Annotated in this window: 11 protein-coding genes; 10 read left to right on the plus strand and 1 reads right to left on the minus strand. The window is 61.7% G+C overall.

Annotated elements, in window-relative coordinates:
- Window positions 1-209: 209 nt before the first annotated feature.
- The 10 genes from BSP75_RS01945 to BSP75_RS01990 all read left to right on the plus strand — a co-directional run bounded on the left by BSP75_RS01945 (window position 210) and on the right by BSP75_RS01990 (window position 14,880).
- Entirely contained in the window at window positions 210-3,647 is a 3,438-nt protein-coding gene (locus tag BSP75_RS01945; protein ID WP_075112036.1) for an ATP-binding protein, read from the plus strand.
- A 415-nt stretch (window positions 3,648-4,062) separates the two neighbouring features.
- Window positions 4,063-5,748, plus strand: a complete 1,686-nt coding sequence (locus BSP75_RS01950) for an ABC transporter substrate-binding protein (protein ID WP_042061376.1) — start codon at window positions 4,063-4,065, stop codon at window positions 5,746-5,748.
- A 118-nt stretch (window positions 5,749-5,866) separates the two neighbouring features.
- Window positions 5,867-6,850: an ABC transporter permease gene (locus tag BSP75_RS01955; RefSeq protein ID WP_033135896.1), complete on the plus strand. Its 984-nt coding sequence runs from the start codon at window positions 5,867-5,869 to the stop codon at window positions 6,848-6,850.
- Between the two features lies 1 nt (window position 6,851).
- Window positions 6,852-7,772 carry an ABC transporter permease gene (locus tag BSP75_RS01960; RefSeq protein ID WP_042061373.1) on the plus strand — a complete coding sequence of 307 codons (921 nt, stop codon included), beginning with the start codon at window positions 6,852-6,854 and terminating at the stop codon, window positions 7,770-7,772.
- A complete protein-coding gene (locus tag BSP75_RS01965) occupies window positions 7,769-8,788 on the plus strand; it encodes an ABC transporter ATP-binding protein (RefSeq protein ID WP_042658671.1) in 1,020 nt (339 codons plus the stop codon). Before BSP75_RS01960 ends, BSP75_RS01965 begins: the two co-directional genes overlap by 4 nt.
- Before the next feature lie 11 nt (window positions 8,789-8,799).
- The gene (locus BSP75_RS01970; RefSeq protein ID WP_042061369.1) at window positions 8,800-9,792 is read left to right on the plus strand and encodes an ABC transporter ATP-binding protein; all 993 of its coding nucleotides are present in this window, start codon (window positions 8,800-8,802) and stop codon (window positions 9,790-9,792) included.
- Between the two features lie 114 nt (window positions 9,793-9,906).
- The gene (locus BSP75_RS01975) at window positions 9,907-11,664 is read left to right on the plus strand and encodes a glycoside hydrolase family 9 protein (RefSeq protein ID WP_075112037.1); all 1,758 of its coding nucleotides are present in this window, start codon (window positions 9,907-9,909) and stop codon (window positions 11,662-11,664) included.
- The gene (locus BSP75_RS01980; protein WP_075112038.1) at window positions 11,657-12,529 is read left to right on the plus strand and encodes a BadF/BadG/BcrA/BcrD ATPase family protein; all 873 of its coding nucleotides are present in this window, start codon (window positions 11,657-11,659) and stop codon (window positions 12,527-12,529) included. The genes BSP75_RS01975 and BSP75_RS01980 overlap by 8 nt, the downstream gene beginning before the upstream one ends.
- Window positions 12,514-14,379 (plus strand): beta-N-acetylhexosaminidase, encoded by a 1,866-nt coding sequence (locus BSP75_RS01985; RefSeq protein WP_075112039.1) that lies wholly within the window; start codon window positions 12,514-12,516, stop codon window positions 14,377-14,379. Before BSP75_RS01980 ends, BSP75_RS01985 begins: the two co-directional genes overlap by 16 nt.
- 156 nt (window positions 14,380-14,535) lie before the next feature.
- Window positions 14,536-14,880 carry an MGMT family protein gene (locus BSP75_RS01990; protein WP_033136943.1) on the plus strand — a complete coding sequence of 115 codons (345 nt, stop codon included), beginning with the start codon at window positions 14,536-14,538 and terminating at the stop codon, window positions 14,878-14,880.
- A 16-nt stretch (window positions 14,881-14,896) separates the two neighbouring features.
- Here BSP75_RS01990 and BSP75_RS21760 read toward each other — a convergent pair whose 3' ends face one another.
- A complete protein-coding gene (locus tag BSP75_RS21760; protein ID WP_162851498.1) occupies window positions 14,897-15,061 on the minus strand; it encodes a hypothetical protein in 165 nt (54 codons plus the stop codon).
- Window position 15,062: the final 1 nt, after the last annotated feature.

Here is a 15,062-nt window from a genome sequence, read left to right on the forward strand (position 1 = left end):
TATACGTACCACGAGCGCCAGCACAACCCCTTTTTCGCAATTTAAGCCCTGACGCAGACTGTTTGCTCAGGGTTTAGACGGCTTGCTGCAATTTTCTCCATCCTGCTGTGACCCACCAAGCGAATTTGGGATAAAGTCGTTGAAATGATTACGCTTTCGTTCGAGACTTGAGCGGCTTAATAACCGGATTATCAATTGAAAATCACAAGATGAAATGGATCTTCAAGCTTCGTGGACTCAGGCCGCAGCTAATGCTGGCTTTTTTCATGTTGGGGATGGTGCCATTTTTGGTCATCACCCTCTTCTTCCTCTACAGCCACGGCAAGGATCTCACCACCCAGACCTCCAACCATCTGGTCTCCGTCCGTAATATCAAGAAGAGTCAGCTCGAGGATTACTTCAACAACCTCAAAGAGCAGATCATCAACTTCTCCCAGCAGGATTTCGCCGGCAACAGTATCGGCCGTTTCTATGGCTTTACCGGTGCCTTCGAGAAGCTGGGCACCACGCCGCAAGAGGCCCGCAGCCGCGCCCAGGCCCGCTACCTGCCCGGCACCTGGGATCAACTGCGTAAACCGGACAGCCAGGTGGAGATCGAGCCCTCCATCAGTGCCCTGATCCTCGCCGACGAGATGTATGGCCGGGTGCACCAGCGCTTTCATCGCGGCTATGCCGACATGGTGCGCAAGTCCAACTACAGCGACATCTTTCTGGTGGACCTCAACGGTGATGTGGTCTATTCGGTCACCAAGCATCCTAACTTTGCCACTAATCTGCTCTCCGGCCCCTATCAGGGCAGCGGCTTGGGTCAGACCTTCGCCAAGATCAAACGCCGCCTCGATGGTGGCCAGAAGCCGCAGCAGATCTTCGAGTTCACCGATTTTGGCCGCAACGAGCTGACCGGGCAGGTGGTCGCCTACATGGCGGCGCCCGTGATGCAGTACGACTATGTGCGCGGAGTGGTGATTTTCGAGCTGCTGCCGGACAAGCTCAACCAGATCATGGCAGAGCGGGAGGGGCTGGGCGAGACCGGCGAGACCATCCTGATCGGCCCTGACAAGCGGATGCGCGCCGATGCCTGGCTGGCACCGGAGTTCAGCGTCGAGAACAGCTTCAGCCCCAACTTCCGGCCGCTGCAAACGCCCCTCATCACCAAGACTCTCTCCGGCGAGCAGGGGGTCGGGCTGTTCTACTCCTATCAGGATGACGAGGTGCTGGCCGCCTACACCCAAGTGAAGGTGTTCGATACCGAGTGGGCCTTTATCGCCGAGATCTCCACCCGGGAAGCCTATGCCCCGATCCGCCAGCTGGAAACCCTGGTGATAGTGCTGGGGGCGGGCTCGGTACTGCTGCTGATCCTCTTCTCCCGCTGGCTCTCCCACTCCATCACGGCACCGCTGCGATCGCTTACCGAAGCGGCCGAGCAGGTGGCCGACGGCGCGCTGGATCACCCCATCGCCATCGAGCGCACCGGCGATGATATCGACCGGCTAGCCGAGGCGTTTCGTCATATGCAGCGCTCGGTGAAGGACAAGATCGAACTGATCGAGCTGCAGACCCAGGAGCTGCAACAGCAGGTCAAGCTGACCCACAAGCAGAACCTCAGCCTGCAACAGGCGGACAAGCTCAAGGATGAGCTGCTGGCCAACACCTCCCACGAGCTGCGCACCCCCATTCACGGCATCAAGGGGATGGCCGAGTCGATGCTCGCCAGCCAGCAGGATTTGACCGAAGGGCAGCAAAAGCAGCTCGGCCTCATCATCAAGAGCGCCGATGGCCTGGCCCGTCTGGTGGACGATCTGCTCGACTACCACCAGATGCGCTACGGCCAGCTGGAGATCCACCCCCAGCCCGTCTCATCCAAAGGAGTTATCCGGCTGGTACTGGATCTCTGCCAGCATCTGGTGCAGGCCAAACCCCTCACCCTGGTTGATATCAGCCCGGCCGAACTGCCGCCTGTGCTGGCCGACGAACAGCGGCTCGAACAGGTGCTCTACAACCTGGTGGGCAACGCCATCAAATACACGCCGCAGGGCAAGGTGGTGCTCAGTGCCATCGTCGAGAACAACTTCCTGCGCATCAAGGTCACGGATACCGGCATCGGCATCGCCCCCGACCATCTGGAACATATCTTCGAGCCGCTGGTGCAGATGAGCCCTGAGGTGAGCAAGCAGGGGGCGGGCCTTGGCCTCTCCATCACCCGCCAGCTGGTACACCTGATGGGGGGAGAGCTGTTTGTCGAGAGCGAGCCGAGCGTCGGCTCCACCTTCACCTTTACCCTGCCCCTTGCCACCGGCAAAGCCGCCAATCTGACCCTCGACAGCCGCCAGATCGAGCATCAGCTGGTGCGCCAGCAACCGTTGATCCTGCCGGACTGGGAGAGCGACGATCTGCCCCCTCCCCCCGAGGATGCGCCGCTCATTCTGGTGGTGGATGACGAGCCCATCAATCTGCACATCCTGCGCCATCTGCTGCAGCCCTGCGGCTACCGCATCCTGCCCAGCAGCGACGGTCACGATGCGCTGGCCAAGCTGGCCGAGGAGCCGGTGGATCTCATCCTGCTGGACGTGATGATGCCGACCCTCTCCGGTTTTGACGTCTGCCGCCGTCTGCGCGAGCAGCACCCGAAAGAGATGTTACCGGTGCTGCTGCTCACCGCCCTCAACCAGCCCAAGGATATCGAGGAGGGCTTCGGGGCCGGTGCCAATGACTATCTGGTCAAACCCTTCTGCAAGGAGGAGCTGTTTGCCCGGGTCAAGGCGCTGCTGGAGGCCAAGGCCGGACGCGCCTCGCTGGTGGAAAACCGGCTGTTGAAGCAGGAGATCGAACATCGCCTCACCTTGCAGGATCGGCTGCATCAGGATCAGCAGCGGCTGCTGGCCCTGCTCGGTGAAGGGGCCGACCCCATGCTCTTTATCGACGAGCAGGGCACTGTGCTGTTTGCCTCGCGGGTGCTGGCGCGCCTGCTGGGACAGGAGCCGGAAGCCATGGAGGGGCAGCCCCTCAATGAGTGGCTCGCCACCCCGCTGCAACAGCAGTGGCCCGACCTTGCCAGCGAGCGGGAACATAATCTGGAATTTCTGGTGGCCGGGCAGAAGGACGTGCTCAATGCCCGCGCCCTGCCCATCGCACTGGGGGGAGAGGCCGCCTTCGCCCTCACCCTGAGTACCGAACAGCGTCAGGACGAAAACCGGGTGATGGCACTGGAGAACGCCCTCAAGAACCTCTCGCGGCAAGCCATCATCGAAGATGAGCAGCTGCTGGGCGAGCTGAGCCGCCTGGGCGGCGAGTTCCGCTCGCTGGCCGATGACCTCATTCGCCAGCAGGATGACGAACCGCTGCGCCGGGCGCTGGTCGAGACCATGCAGCTCACCCTGGATGCCTGGCAGCAGGGCACCGGCAAGGGCAAAATCGTGCTGGCGGAGAAGAGCAAGCTGTGGCGGGTCTATATGGACAGATCCAGCCCGCAGACCCGCACCCTCGACAAGTATCTGAGTCTGGATACCCTGCCCAAGTCGCCGCGCTGGAAGACGGTGGTGGCCACTACCGAGTATGTGCTGGGCCACTGCCCGCTCAATGACCACCAGCGCCAGCAGTTGCAACACAGCGCCCAGACCCTGCGTCAACTCGCCAACCGCAAGCCGTGACCCGCGCCCTAAACGGGCGCCGGATCACAATTGGCAATCTGGTTTCTTTTTGCGCAAAACAAAGCCCCGCACAACCCCGAAATCGAGAGCCGATCCAATTCACAATTTTGTCATATACGCCATTTTCACAGCCACTTTTTGCACGAAAACAAATAACGCAAACCAATGATTTTAAACAGATAAAAATTAATTTTGACGAGATTGACGTGACACCGTCAATTTTTACGAAAACGACGAAATCAATAGTTGTTGTTTTCCTGTTAATTCTGGTTTGCTAGGGACGTTGGAAAACAGAATGACAAAGGTTAGACACCTGACCAACACAGAGGGCCGATTTCATCAGCATGCGAAGTCGGTGCTCACACAAAACAAGGCGACCCCTCGGGAATGCCAAAAAAATAAGAAAGGAAAACATATGCTTGCCAAAGTATCCAAAATCTCTACTGCTGTAATGCTGGGCACCATGATGCTCGCCGGCGCCGCCGGCAACGCCATGGCTGCAGAAAACAAAACCGTGCTGACCATGGTCGCACAACAGGAAACCGCGTGGGTCAAGAACTTCAACCCCTTCCTGCAAGCGGGCCTGCTGCACACCACCCGTCACTTCATCTATGAACCGCTGGTGATCTTCAACGATATGCAAGGGGGCAAACCCGTCTATCGTCTGGCCACCAACTATGCGTTCAGCGATGACCTGAAATCCGTCACCTTCGATCTGCGTGACGGCGTGAAGTGGTCTGACGGCGAAGCCTTTGATGCCGATGACATCATCTTCTCCTTCAATCTGGTCAAGGCCAACAAGGCGCTGGATGAGCGCTCAATCTGGACCCAGATCAAGAGCGTCGAGAAGCTGGCCCCCAACAAGGTCAAATTCGACCTGACCGAGGTCAACACCAACGTGGTGAATGATCTGGTGCTGGTACCTATCGTGCCGGAGCACCAGTGGAAATCGGTGAAAGATCCGGTTGCCTTCACCAACGACAAGCCGGTCGGTACTGGCCCCTTCACCGAAGTGGACAACTTCTCCGCCCAGCTCTACACCCAGTGCCGCAACCCGCACTACTGGGATAACGCCAACCTCGCCATCGACTGTCTGCGCATGCCGCAGATGGCCACCAACGACCAGGTGCTGGCTGCTGTCATGAAGGGTGACATCGACTGGTTCGGCTCCTTCGTGCCGGACATCGAGCGCCTCTACGTCGGCAACGATCCGAAGAACAACAAATACTGGTTCCCGGCCTCCGGTACCGTGGCGTTCAACGTCAACTTCCAGACCAAGAACCCGGGCAACCACGAAGCCTTCAACGACATCAACTTCCGTCGCGCCTTCTCCATGGCGATGGATCGCCAGTCCATGGTGGATATCGCGGGCTACGGCTACCCCACCGTCAACGAGTACCCGTCAGGTCTGGGCAAAGCCTTTGACTCCTGGAACAACCCGGAAGTGGACAAGAAGTACGGCAAGTACAACAAGTTCGATCTGGAAGGGGCCAAGGCACTGCTGAAAGAGGCAGGCTACAAGGATTGTGACGGCGACAAGTTCCTCGACACTCCGAGCTGCAAAAAGATCGAGTTCAAGGTACTGGTACCGAACGGCTGGACCGACTGGGTCAACACAGTACAGATTGGTGTAGAAGGGCTGCAGGCGCTGGGCCTGAACGCCAAGACCGCTACCCCGGAAGCGACTGTCTGGACCGAGAACCTCATCACTGGCGACTTTGATGTGGCGCTGCAGGGCTACTTTGCCGGTGCCAACCCGCACAAGTACTTCGAGACCGCGTTCCACTCCCGCAACATGGGTGACCGTGGCAACCGCTTCGCCGCGCCCCGTTACAAGGACCCCGAGCTCGACAAGCTGATCGATGACTTCACCCAGACCGCCGATGCGGCCAAGCAGAAGGAGATCATGTTCGCCATCCAGGATCGTGTTGGTGCCAACCAGACCATCATTCCGGTCTTCAACAACCCGACCTGGTATGAGTACAGCACCAAGCGCTTCAACGGCTGGTTCAGTGCTGATAACCCGGTAGCCAAACCTCAGCTCCACCCGGACACCCCTGAGCGTCTGCTGCACGTGTTGTCCCTCAAGCCAAACAGCTAAACAATCCCGGCCCCCTGCGGGGGGCCATCTTCCCCGTTAATCCCCTTCTTGCCCGGTTCTGCCGGGGTTGGGGTAGCTATACCCGACGCGGGGCAGGCTTGCAGTAAAAGGTACCATCATGGGATTCATACTGAGACGCTTTTCCTTCTACCTGGTTGCCTTTCTGGTAGCCGCCACCATCAACTTCCTGTTACCTCGTGCCATGCCTGGCGACCCCGTATCTGTTATGTTTGCCCGTGCTGGCGCCATGATGGAACCCGCCGCCCTGGAAGCGCTCAAAGCCACCTTCGGTTTTGTTGACGGCCCCATCGGCACCCAATTTCTCACCTATGTGAAGAGTGTCTTCACCTGGGATCTCGGCACCTCGGTGCGCTTCTACCCGCAGCAGGTCTCTGACGTGCTGGGCCGTGCCATCGGCTGGACCCTGTTTCTGGTCGGCACCTCCACCATCCTGAGCTTCTCCATCGGTTCCATCGTCGGCATCTTCGCCGCCTGGTATCGCGGCGGCCGGATGGACAGCATTCTCTCCCCGCTCACCCTGGTGATGCAGGCCATTCCGCCAGTGGTGGTCTCCCTGCTCGCCCTGTTCCTGTTCGGGGTCAGCCTCGAGTGGCTGCCTATCGGCTACGCCTACAGTCCGGAAATTCCGGCAGACTGGGGCTGGGAGCACATCAAGAGCATCATGACCCACGCCATCATGCCGGTGCTGACCCTGGCCATCGTGCAGGTGGGGGGCTTTCTCATCACCATGCGCAACAACATGATCAACCTGCTCGGTGAGGATTACATCACCATGGCCAAGGCCAAGGGGCTCTCCAGCAACCGGGTGATCTTCAACTACGGCGCCCGCAACGCCATTCTGCCCAGCGTCACCGCCCTCTCCATGGCGCTCGGTTTCGTCATCGGTGGCTCCCTCATCACCGAGGTGATCTTCAACTACCCGGGCCTGGGCCTGACCCTCTATCAGGGCATTCTGGCCCGCGACTACCCGCTCATTCAGGGGCAGCTGCTCATCATGACCATCACCATGCTCAGCTTTAACTTCCTGGCCGACGTGCTCTACGTCTTCCTGGATCCCCGTCTGCGTACAGGAGGCAAATAAGATGCAAATGCCCACCATCCTCAAAATATTACTGGGCAACCGCAAAGCCGCCTGCGGCCTCGCCATCGTGGTTGCCTTCGTGCTGATGGCCATCTTTGCCCCCATTCTGGCCAGCAACGAGCCGACCAAACGGGTGGCTCGCCCGCACCAGCCGCCCAGCACCGAGTTCGTGATGGGGTCCACCCGCATGGGCCACGATATCTGGTCCCAGTTCACCAACGGCGCCCGGATCTCGCTGCTGGTGGGCTTTAGCGCAGGCCTGCTGGTCTGCACCCTGGCCGTTGCCATCGGCATCACCGCCGGTTACTTCGGTGGTCTGGTGGATGAGTGCCTCACCTTCCTGATGAACGTGGTGCTGGTGATCCCCAACCTCCCCTTGCTACTGGTGCTGGCGAGCTTTATCGGGGAGGCGTCGCCGACGGTGATTGCCGTGATAATAGGGTTGACCTCGTGGGCCTATGGCGCGCGGGTGATCCGCGCCCAGACCCTGGCGCTGCGCGAAAAAGAGTTCGTCATCGCCGCCGAAGTGCTGGGCGAGCCGGCCTGGCGCATCATTCTGGTGGAGATCCTGCCCAACCTCATCTCCATCATCGGGGTGAGCTTCATCGGCTCCATCATCTACGCCATCGTCACCGAAGCTACTCTGGAGTTCCTCGGTCTCGGTGACCCGACCGTGGTGAGCTGGGGCATCATGCTCTACAACGCCCAGACCTCCAGTGCCATCCTGATCGGCGCCTGGTGGGAAGTGCTGGCCCCCTGCTTCGCCATCGCCACCCTGGGTGCCGGTCTGGCCCTGCTCAACTTCGCCATCGACGAGATCGCCAACCCGCAACTGCGCTCCCACAAAGGGCTCAACCGCTGGAAGAAACTGGCTACACCGGTCGCCACACCGCTCTCTGCCGCACAGGAGAAGACAGCATGAACAAGCATCCCCTGCTGTCAGTACGCAATCTTTGCGTCGACTACATCACCGAAAATGGCGACGTGCGCGCCGTCAACTCGGTCAGCTTCGATATCAGACAGGGTGAGGTGTTCGGCCTCGCCGGCGAGTCGGGCTGCGGCAAGTCCACCGTCGCCTTCTCGGTCGCCCGGCTGCACAAGCCACCCGCCTACATCAGCGGTGGCGAGATCCTGTTCAAGGGGGAGAACATCCTCCACTACAACGAGGAGCGGCTGCGCTCCTACCGCTGGCAACAGGTGTCGGTGGTGTTCCAGTCCGCCATGAATGCCCTGAACCCGGTGCTGCGGATGGAGGAGCAGTTCTGCGACGTGCTGCTGGCCCACAACCCCGGCATGACCCGTTACGAGGCGATCAAGCGTGCGCAGGAGCTGCTCACCATCGTCGATATCCACCCGAGTCGGCTCAAAGATTATCCGCACCAGTTCTCCGGCGGCATGCGCCAGCGGCTGGTGATCGCCATCGCCATGGCGCTCAACCCCGAGCTCTTGATCATGGATGAGCCAACCACGGCGCTCGACGTGGTGGTGCAGCGGGAGATCCTGCAGAAGGTCTATGCCCTGAAAGAGAAGTTCAACTTCTCCATTCTGTTCATCACCCACGACCTCTCCTTGATGGTGGAGTTCTGCGATCGCATCGGCATCATGTATGCCGGCGAACTGATTGAAGTCGCCCCCTCCAAGGCGATCCTGACCGCGCCGCTGCACCCCTATACCAAGGGACTCGGCAACTCCTTCCCGCCCCTGCACGGGCCGAAGACGGTGCTGGAGGGGATCCCGGGCACCCCGCTCAACCTGCTGGAGGTGCCGGTCGGCTGCCGCTTTCAGGCCCGCTGCGGCAAGGTGCACGATCGCTGCCGTCAGGAGTACACCAAGTTGGCCGAGATCCGCCCCGGGCAACAGACCGCCTGCCACCTCTATGAAGAGCAGGGGCGGCAACAAGATTCCGTGATCTATCTGGACAAGGCCGCTGGCTGTTAAGGATGTCTGTCATGCAAATCGCCAAAACCGATGCACCCATCATCGAAGTCCAGCACCTCTACAAGGACTTCCCCATCAACTCCAATGCCATCAAGAGTGGCAAGATGCGGGCACTGTCCGACATCACCTTCAACCTGCACCGGGGCCGCGCCCTGGCGGTGGTCGGGGAGTCGGGCTCCGGCAAGAGCACCATCGCCAAGATCATCGCCAAGATGTACAAGCTCAGTGCCGGGCGCATTCTCTATCGCGGCCACGATCTGGAGGAGTTCAACAAGGGCACCGCCCTGCTGGACTATCGCCAGAGCGTGCAGATGGTGTGGCAAGACCCGTTCGGTTCATTGAACCCTACCCACACCATCTATCACCACATCGCCCGCCCCCTGCTGCTGCACAGCAAGGTGATCGACAAGAAAGATCTGCCCGACATGGTCCACGCCCTGCTGGAGAAAGTCGGCCTGACCCCTGCCAAGGCGACAGCGGCCAAATATCCGCACCAGCTCTCCGGCGGTCAGCGCCAGCGGGTCAACATCGCCCGCAATCTGGCGGTGGAGGCGGAAGTGGTGCTGGCGGACGAGCCGACTTCCATGCTCGATGTCTCCATTCGCATCGGCATCCTCAACCTGATGGAGCAGATGAAGAACGAACTGGGGGTCTCCATGCTCTACATCACCCACGACATCGCCACCGCCCGCTATGTAGCGGAAGATCTGGCGGTGATGTATGTGGGTCACATGGTGGAGTGGGGCGAGGTGGACGAGATCCTGCACCACCCGCAGCACCCCTACACCCAGTTGCTCATCTCGGCAGTGCCCGATCCCGAGAAGAGCATCCACGCCGAGCTGGAGGGTGGCCGCAAGGGGGAGATCCCGCTCTGGACACCGGAGTCCTGCGGCTGCCCCTTTGCAGGGCGCTGCAATCAGGCGATGCCTCGCTGCAAGGAAGCGCTGCCTGCCATCACCAAGCTTGCTGACAACCACTTCGTGCGCTGCTACCTCTACGAGTGATGGTGCACCTTAGACCGGCCGGACAGCCCTGTCCGGCCATGCCTCGATACGGGGCGGCCACAGCCCCGTGATGTGCCTCACCGTTCGGCGGTGAACCACAGGAGTAAGAAGTTGATGGAACTCTTGATCAATCAGGTGGGCTACGAGTGCGACGGCCACAAGGTCGCCCTGCTGCAAACCACCCCCGCCCATGATCTCGGCGGCTATGTCAGGCTGCAACGCCTTGATGATGGCCAGATCCTGTTTGAAACCCCGCTGCAACCGGCTGGCAGCGTCCCCGGCTGGCAGGGCCGCGCTTACTTAAGCGCCGACTTCTCCGCGTTCAAGGAGCCCGGCCACTACCGGCTGGAGGCGATCACGGCCCCCATCGGCGCAGCCGCTACGGAGCAGCGCATTGTCCGTTCGACCCGTTTCGCCATCGGCCAGGATCTGCTGGCCAGCCGCTGCCTTTCCGATGTCATCCACTACTTCAAAGGGCAGCGCGCCAGCGGCACCTTCGATCGGGCCGACCGCAGCGCCCGCCTGTTTGGCACCGACCAGCACAAAGATGTGCACGGCGGCTGGTTCGATGCCAGTGGCGACATGAGCAAATACCTGAGCCACCTCTCCTACGCCAACTACCTCAATCCCCAGCAGACCCCCATGGTGGTGTGGGCCCTGCTCAAGTGCCGCGAACTCTTGGCCCCGCGCCGCGATATCGACGGAGTGAATCTCTGCAAGCGGCTCAATGACGAGGCGCTGCACGGCGCCGATTTCCTCTGCCGGATGCAGGATGAGTCGGGCTTCTTCTACATGACCCTGTTCGACAAGTGGAGCAAGGATCCAGCCCAGCGCGAGCTGTGCGCCTATGCCACCCAACAAGGGATCAAGTCCGCCAACTGGCAGGCCGGTTTTCGCCAGGGGGGTGGCATGGCCATCGCCGCGCTGGCCCGCGCCGCCCGCGAGAGCGTCAGTGGCGACTTCGATGCCAGCCGCTACGCCGAGGCGGCCAAACGCGGCTACCAGCACCTGTGCGAGCACAACCTCGCCTATCTGGATGACGGGGTCGAGAACATCATCGACGACTACTGCGCCCTGTTGGCGGCGGTGGAGCTGACCCGCACCTTCGGCGCCGAGTGGCTGGTCGAGGCGAGAGCCCGCGCCAGCAAGCTCTGCGCCCGCCAGCGCATTCATCCGGAGCTGGGTCACTACTGGTCGGCCAACGAGGATGGCTCGCGCCCCTACTACCATGCCGCCGAGGCGGGTCTGCCGGTGCTGGCGCTGCTGGAATATTTAGACGTGGAGCCGGATCAGGAGCACAAGGCCCGGGTACAAACCGTGGTGGAGCAGGCGCTGGCCGCCGAGCTGGCGCTCTGCACCCGGGCGGGCAATCCCTTCTCCCTCGCCCGCCAATATGTGAAAGGGGTGGATGAAGCGCCGCGCGTCAGCTTCTTTATGCCCCACCACAACGAATCCGGTTACTGGTGGCAGGGAGAGAACGCCCGCCTCGCGTCGCTGGCGACCATGGCCTTTGCTGGCGCCCGCCACTTCCCCCGCCAGAGCCAGCCGCTGCTCACCTTCGGCCAGCGCCAGCTCGACTGGATCCTCGGGCAGAACCCGTTCAACGCCTGCATGCTGGCGGGCCACGGCATCAACAACCCCGCCTATACCGCCGGGTATCCCAATGCGCAGGGGGGGATCTGCAACGGCATCACCGCCGGATTCGATGACGAGAATGATGTGGCCTTTATTCCGGAAGCGTACAAGGATCTGCTGGATCAGAACTGGCGCTGGGGTGAGCAATGGATCCCCCACGCCGCCTGGTTTGCCCTGGCCATCAGCTGGCAGAGCGCCCTGAGTGATCGAAATGAGCAGGGAGGTCGCCATGATTGAGTTCTGGGTCGGTGTCGATGGCGGGGGTACCCACACCCGCGCCCGCATTCGCGATCGGGCTGGCAAGCTGCTCGGCGAGGGGCGCGCCGCTGGCTCCAATCTGGAGCTGGGCATCCCCCATGCCCACGCCAATGTGCTGGCCGCCATCGCCAGCGCCCGCCTTGCCGCTGGGCTCGGCATCGAGAGCGAACAGCAGATGGGGGTCGGCCTGGCGCTCGCCTCCGCCGAGCTCGCCGACTGCTATCACGCCATGCTCGCCATGCCCTTCCCCTTTGCCAGCGTCAGGCTCACCTCCGATGCCTTCGGCGCCTGCCTCGGCGCTTTTGGTGGCCGTGAGGGGGCCATCCTCATCGCCGGTACCGGCTCGGTGGGGCTGATCTATCACGCAGGTCAAATTCGCACCTGTTCCGGCCGCGGCTTCCCCATTTCGGACATAGGCAGCGGCGCATGGCTGGGGCTGCGCGCCATCCAGCAATCCCTGCTCTGCCACGACGGCATTCTGCCTCCCAGCACCCTCGCCATCCGCTTGATGGATCGCTTCAAGCGGGATCAGGCGGAAGTAGTGCGCTGGGCCGCCCGCGCCATTCCGGCCGACTATGGCCACTTTGCCCCCTGGGTATTCGATGCCGCCAGCGATGGCGACGAGCTAGCCAACCAGCTGCTGGACGAAACCTGCGAACAGCTGCGGATCCTGCTGGACGGGATGACCATGCTCGGTGCCAGCCAGATCGCTCTGCTGGGAGGGATTGGCTCGCGCCTCGCTCCCCGTCTCGGCCAGCTCAACCTGATCCCCCCCCAGGCAGATGCGCTCGATGGCGCCATCCTGTTTGCCCAATCAGAGGATTTTCCATGTCTACACCCCTGATCCACACCCAGGTCGCCCGACGTGACGGCGAGGATGTCTGGTTCACCTTCACCCTCTCCCGCATGCCGGATACCCGGTGGAAGCTGCACTTCTGTCTGGCCCGCCATATCGACCCCGACTCATTGCAAGGGGGCGAACTGGAGCGCCAGAGCGGCAGCTACAAGGTGATTGTCCCGCAAGCGGGCAGCTGCGAGCTGCGCTTTTGCTGTCGTCAGACCCCCATCAAGAAGCTCTCCGACATGCCGCAGGGGTTCTTCCTCAGCTTGCCGGAGGCGACCACCGGTGCCCAGCTGCTACCGGTGACGCTGGCGGCGCAGGATCTTGGACTGGAGAACCCGCCGGTAACCCGCCCCGACCTGCCCGAAGTCGAGCCCCTGCTTGGAATAGTGCCGCAACCGGCCCATCAGGTGCTGCTGGAGGGGAACTTCCGGCTGGCCGAGCGGGCCCATGTCAGCGCCCCCCGCGATGTCCCGGGTCTGCTGGCCCACTTCAACGAGCTGACGTCGCTGGCACTGGAGCAGGATCACGACGCAGAAATCCGGCTGACCGAGGCCAAACTGGCCCCCGAAGCCTACCAGCTCACTATCACGCCACAGGAGGTAGTGATTGCCGCCGCCGACGAAGCGGGCTGGCGTCATGGGCTGGTGACCCTGGCCCAGTGGTATCTGCAACATGGCGAGAGCCTGCCCTGCGTCACGCTGGAGGATGCCCCGCGCTTCGGCTTTCGCGGCATTTTTCTCGACTGTGCCCGCCACTTCCACACTCCGGCAACCATCAAGCGCCTGCTCAAGCTGATGAGCCTCTACAAGTTCAACCGCTTCCACTGGCACCTGACCGATGACGAGGGGTGGCGGATCGAGATCAAGGCCTTCCCCGCGCTGACCGACGTGGGCGCCTGGCGCGGCCACGATCTGGCGATCGGCCCCCAGCTCAGTGGCGGCGCCGAACCCTATGGCGGCTACTACACCCAGAGCGAGGTGAAGGAGCTGGTGAGCTATGCCAGTGAGCTCGGTATCACCGTCATTCCCGAGATCGACATTCCGGGCCACTGCCACGCCGCCATCAAGGCGCTGCCCGAGCTGCTGGTGGAAACGGCGGATCACTCCCGCTACCTCTCGGTTCAGCATTTCGATGACAACGTGCTCAACCCCGCCCTGCCCGGCACCTACCGCTTCCTGGAGACTGTGCTGGACGAGGTGTGTGAACTCTTCCCCGGCCCGCAGATCCACATGGGCGGTGACGAGGTGCCTACCGGAGTCTGGACTGACAGCCCCGCCTGCCAGCAGCTGATGACCGAGCAGGGCTACGCCGACTGCCGCGAGCTGCAGGGCCATCTGCTGCGCCACTGCCAGCGCTATCTGGCCGACAAGGGCAAGCGGATGATCGGCTGGGAAGAGATCCTGCACGGCGACAAGGTAAGCCGCAAAGCCGCCGTCTGTGCCTGGACCAGCTTCCAGGCGGGGCTGGACGCCGCCGCAGCCGGTTATCCGGTGGTAATGGCGCCAGCCCAGTCCCTCTATCTGGATCTGGCCTGGAGCCAGGACATTCATGAACCCGGCCTCTACTGGGCGGGGACCCTCAATCTGGAGCAGGTCTATGCGTGCGATCCTGCGCCATCCGATTTCCATGCCAACGATAACATCCTCGGGGTGCTGAGCCCCTTGTGGTCAGAATTGATCACCAGCCGTGATCGTCTCGACTACATGTTGTTCCCGCGTATGCTGGCCACGGCCGAGGTGGCCTGGAGCGATCCCGCCCACAAGGGCTGGGATCACTTCGCCGCCCGCCTGCCGGGCCAGCTGCAGATCCTCGATCAGTTGCAGGTGCGCTACCGGATGCCACAGAGGTAATGTTGTCTCTATTTTGGCGGCCGCTTGGCCGCCTTTTTTCATTTCAGCCCCCGCCCAACCTTATTCCGCCCACTCCCCGAGCCCTTGCTCCCGACACAGCCAAGAGGCCACAATGACCCATCCGTACAACAGCAACTACAGCAACTACAGGCATCCATGTTTCACCCCTCCCATGAAAAAGTGGCCAGAATCGAGGCGATCATCGCCCTGATCCCGGCTGGCAGAGTGGTCAGTTATGGTCAGGTGGCCGATCTGGCCGGGCTGCCCGGACGGGCCAGACTGGTGGGCAAGGTGCTGCGGGAAACCGACAAGGTACTGCCCTGGCATCGGGTGCTGGGCGCGGCGGGCACCATCTCGCTACCAAAAGGATCGCAAGGTTTTGCCGAACAGACGGGACGCCTGCAGCAGGAGGGGGTCGTGGTGATCGGGGGGCGGGTCAGAATGAAGGAGTGGCAATGGCAGCCCGACTTGGCCGAGCTGCTTTTTCTACTGCCGTTTTGAGGGGGTCACTGCCGGATCACTCCAGCGGCGCCAGGATCTCTTCGCTGCGCACCTGCACCGGTATAGTCTCGTCCTCGCGCTGCAGCAGCACCAGCAGGCTCTGCCGGTCCACCTCCAGCACATAGGCCGCCCCTTCCCGGGTCATGCAGCTCATGCCCGGCCGGATCTCGTTAATCTCCATC

The sequence above is a fragment of the Aeromonas sp. YN13HZO-058 genome, from assembly GCF_001921245.1.
In the GTDB taxonomy this organism is placed as follows: Bacteria; Pseudomonadota; Gammaproteobacteria; order Enterobacterales; family Aeromonadaceae; genus Aeromonas; species Aeromonas allosaccharophila.

Bases quoted from the DNA above. Each gene is read 5' to 3' on its own strand.
- BSP75_RS01965 (WP_042658671.1), top strand. From the start codon at position 7,769: ATGAACAAGCATCCCCTGCTGTCAGTACGCAATCTTTGCGTCGACTAC.
- BSP75_RS01960 (WP_042061373.1), top strand. From the start codon at position 6,852: ATGCAAATGCCCACCATCCTCAAAATATTACTGGGCAACCGCAAAGCC.
- BSP75_RS21760 (WP_162851498.1), bottom strand. From the start codon at position 15,061: ATGGAGATTAACGAGATCCGGCCGGGCATGAGCTGCATGACCCGGGAA.
- BSP75_RS01945 (WP_075112036.1), top strand. From the start codon at position 210: ATGAAATGGATCTTCAAGCTTCGTGGACTCAGGCCGCAGCTAATGCTG.
- BSP75_RS01980 (WP_075112038.1), top strand. From the start codon at position 11,657: ATGATTGAGTTCTGGGTCGGTGTCGATGGCGGGGGTACCCACACCCGC.
- BSP75_RS01985 (WP_075112039.1), top strand. From the start codon at position 12,514: ATGTCTACACCCCTGATCCACACCCAGGTCGCCCGACGTGACGGCGAG.
- BSP75_RS01970 (WP_042061369.1), top strand. From the start codon at position 8,800: ATGCAAATCGCCAAAACCGATGCACCCATCATCGAAGTCCAGCACCTC.
- BSP75_RS01955 (WP_033135896.1), top strand. From the start codon at position 5,867: ATGGGATTCATACTGAGACGCTTTTCCTTCTACCTGGTTGCCTTTCTG.
- BSP75_RS01990 (WP_033136943.1), top strand. From the start codon at position 14,536: ATGTTTCACCCCTCCCATGAAAAAGTGGCCAGAATCGAGGCGATCATC.
- BSP75_RS01950 (WP_042061376.1), top strand. From the start codon at position 4,063: ATGCTTGCCAAAGTATCCAAAATCTCTACTGCTGTAATGCTGGGCACC.
- BSP75_RS01975 (WP_075112037.1), top strand. From the start codon at position 9,907: ATGGAACTCTTGATCAATCAGGTGGGCTACGAGTGCGACGGCCACAAG.